Source organism: Mucilaginibacter sp. (genome assembly GCF_036383575.1).
Classification (GTDB): domain Bacteria; phylum Bacteroidota; class Bacteroidia; order Sphingobacteriales; family Sphingobacteriaceae; genus Mucilaginibacter.
The window spans coordinates 1-3,977 of record NZ_DASVOB010000752.1 but is presented as its reverse complement, the minus strand read 5'-3'; the positions used below and the strand labels follow the sequence as shown (position 1 = coordinate 3,977).

Here is a 3,977-nt window from a genome sequence, read left to right as displayed (position 1 = left end):
TCATTATTAGCTTCAGCGTTCATCAGCAATACATCGGCGTAGCGCAAAACGATCTTATTTTGCTGGCAGCCTTCATTAAAACCTGATACATACTGGCTGAAAGGCACATATGATTTTTGATTGTACATAGGGTTATCGCCTGTTGCAGGGATCTTATCACCTTCAGGCGTAGTTTCACCCCTGAATATGATAGTAGCATCACGGCGTGGGTCACCGGTTTCATATGCGGCAGCTAAACCGGCGCTTGGTACATTAAAGCCCCAGCCACCACCCGTAACACCACGTACACCCTGAACCTGCGAATACTGTGAGTTTGATGCATCCGGATTATTAGGTATCAAAGCACACTGTACCTCAAATATCGATTCCTGGTTATTTTTATGCGTTGTACGGAACAATTGCTCATAATCAGGAAACAATGAATAACCAAAACCCATTACCTGGTTGGTGTAGCTTAAAACATCGCTCCATTTTTTCAGGTACATAGCAACTTTTGCATGCAGTGCAAGCGCGGCACCTTTTGTAGCGTGACCGACATCAGCAGCGCTGTAAGTTTGCGGCAATACATTAGCTGCATCCGTTAAATCTGTTTCAATAGCTGCCCAAACCTGTGCTTTGGCAGTACGTGGCAAATTATACTCCGACGCATTTTTAGGTAAGCTTAAACGTAATGGCACATCGCCAAAAGCCCTAACCAACCTAAAATATGCATAAGCCCTGATAAATTTAGCTTCGGCCAGGTATCTTGCTTTTAAGGTTTCATCCATGGTGATACCCGGAACATTGGCAAGTATCTGGTTAGCAAAGTTGATAGTTTGATACTGCCCTCTCCAGAAACCACCGAGCTGGGCATCGTCGGCCGCTACAGAAAAGTTATGGTAAGTGTTAAAAAAAGTAGCATCGCTGGCAGTACTGCCTTTTTCCACATCGTCAGAACCCATGCTTTCTACCGCTATCGGCGCAAACGCTATGTTGTTCCACTCGCGCAGGTTAGCATACATGGCGCTAACCGCTTTTGTAGCATCATCCTGAGTTTTGAAGAATAATGTTGCCGCCGTATTCTGCGCCGGGTCAACATTTAAGAAGCTTTTTTTACAGCTTTGAAAAGATATAAGTGAAGCAATAAGACCTAAAGCAATAGCCTTATGCAAATATTTTGTACTGTTTTTCATCTTTATATTGATTAAAAAGTAACGTTAACACCAAAATTATAGGTAGCGAACAGCGGGTAAACGCTTGCATCAATGCCGCGGCTGCCTACATCGCCACCAATCTCTGGCGAGAAGCCTTTATAGCCGAACAGGTTAATGGCATTTTGCGCATTGGCATAGATCCTGACTTTTGAAATATTCAGTTTTTTCAGGAAGTTGCCCGGTATGGTGTAACCCAACTGCGCATTCCTCATCCTAAAGTATGCGCCGCTCTCCACATAAAATGAGTTAGGGGCCGCATTTGATGATTTACCGACATTTACTGACGGATAGGTATTAGAAGTACCTTCTCCGTGCCAGCGATGCGAATAAAAATCCTGAGTAAAGTTCTCATTACCGAAACGATAGGCGACATTAGCATTATAAACACTTACACCGGCAACACCCTGAAAATCTAAAGCAAGATCAAAGTTTTTATAAGTAAATGAAGTATTGATACCATAATTATATTTAGGCAACGGACTACCTAACGCTACGCGGTCCTGTCCATCTATTTTACCATCGTTATTTGTATCCTGATAAATGAAATCTCCCGGAGCTGCAGTGTTTTTTTGCTTCGATGCCGCAACCTGTGCTGCTGTTTGGAAAATACCTGTTACCTGATAACCGTAAAACTGCCCAATTGGTTGGCCAACTACTGTACGCGTTGCGAATGCACCATTGGCAATACCTTCGCCACCATCATAAATCGGGTTTTTACCGGTTACTACATTAAGTACTTTATTATTGTTGATACCAATATTAGCACTGATACTGTAATTGAAATCTTTAGAGGTGTTATCTTTCCAACCCAATGAAAACTCCCAGCCCCTATTTTGAATACTTGCCTGGTTACCTATCAATGAGCTGTTAACTGTACCCAATGAACCCGCTACAGGGATCGCGAAAATTGCATCCTGGGTTTCCCTGTTGTAATAATCAGCTTCAAAAGTTAATTTATTATCAAGCAAGCCGCCTTCTAAACCAAAATCAGATGATACTGTTTTTTCCCAAACAATAGATGGTGGTACTATTGAGTTGATGCTTGCACCCGGGTAAAGCGTAGTCGGGTTACCGAATAAACCTGTCAGGTAAGGGTCTGTTGCGATAACCTGTACGGTTGGGTTAATAGGTACACCAGAGTTACCAACTTTACCCCAGCTTCCGCGTAATTTCAGATTACTGAATACTTTCTGATCTTTCATGAACTCCTCGTTGGTAATTATCCAGCCGGCACCAACCGAAGGAAAATATCCGTAAGTATGATCTCCATAAAATTGAGAAGCACCATCGCGACGAATAGAGGCATTCAGTAAATATTTATCTCTGAACGAATAATTAACACGTGCAAACTGCGATAATGCGCGGGTATGGATCTGGCTGCCCGGAGTTGCAAAGTAATTTACATTGGTTGTATCCGGGAATGAGTTCCTGATGCTACCATTCTTTACATACGGAACGTAATCTGCTTTTCCGTCTATTTGTTTGGTTTGATTGTTTTGTGCGCTATAACCTACTAACGCTGTAATTTTATGATCTTTTATTTTAACGTCATAGGTCAGCGTATTTTCCCAGATCCAGTTGCGTACATCAGTGTGATTAACATCCAGGTTGGTCTTGTTGCTTTGCTGTTTTTGGGTAGCAAAGTACACAGGAGTAAATCCCCTCACTTCATTTTGGCTGATATCGCCCCCATAACTTGATTTAAATTTAAAGTTTTTCAGGAAAGTGATTTCGCCATAAGCGTTATAAGTAAAACGCTTGTTTTTTGTACGCTGATTGAAGAAATCAATAGTGGCCTGCGGGTTATAATTATTACCGTCGCCAGTGCCATAATCGTTAGGATCACCATAACCACCATCAGCTTTGCGTACAGGCAGTGTAGGTGCCGCGCCAAATAACTGGTGAAAAATACCACTGTTAACATCTTTCGACAAATCAGATAAAGCACTTGCGGTATAACCAAATTTTAAGTTTTTAGTTGGCTTAAAATCATTTGATAAGTGAACTGTGTAGCGCTGATAATTATTTGTTTTGGCTAAACCGTCCTGATTAAGGTAACCGAATGAATAGTTATAAGTATACTTATCAGTACCACCGCTTATTGATGCCTCATGGTTGGTAGTAAATGCTTTGCGCAATATTTGTTTATACCAATCGGTTCCTTTACCGTATGATGAAGGATCGCTGAATATCGGGTCGCCGCCGTTTAATGCCGAAAGCTCGTTTACCGCCGTAGCATATTGGTTAGCGTTTGCCATTTTTACCTGGTTGGTAACAGCCTGAAGACCTACATATCCATTGTAATTGATAACCGGTTTGCCTTTTGTACCACGTTTTGTTCCGATTAAAACTACGCCGTTGGCTGCACGGATACCATAAATAGCTGTACTTGACGCATCTTTCAAAATACTGAAGCTTTCAATATCCTGCGGGTTAAGGAAGCTGATATCATCGTACCAAACACCATCGACCACAAATAATGGTTTAGTATTACCGTAAATGGTACCTAAACCACGGATGGTAATGTCAGGTGATTTGCCTGGCGTACCGCTGTTAGTGATCTGCACGCCTGATACTTTACCCTGTAAACCGCTCAACGCGTTAGGTGAAGCCTGTTTGGCAACATCAGCACCCTTAACAGTAGCAATTGAACCGGTTACGTCAAGCTTGCGCTGGGTACCGTAACCAATTACAACTACCTGTTGCAACTCATTGGTTTGTGGTTGCAGAGCTACGTTAATGGTTGTTTGCCCGTTAAGAGCTACCTCTTGCGTGGCATAACCT

2 protein-coding genes are annotated in these 3,977 nt (G+C 42.3%); both read right to left on the bottom strand.

Annotation, left to right across the window (positions count from 1 at the left end; genetic code table 11):
- Positions 1 to 1,172: RagB/SusD family nutrient uptake outer membrane protein (locus VF500_RS26905; protein WP_330862624.1), on the bottom strand; the 1,172-nt coding region annotated here is incomplete at its 3' end.
- A gap of 11 nt (positions 1,173 to 1,183) precedes the next feature.
- The coding region (locus VF500_RS26900) for a TonB-dependent receptor (RefSeq protein ID WP_330862623.1) at positions 1,184 to 3,977 on the bottom strand (2,794 nt) is incomplete at its 5' end.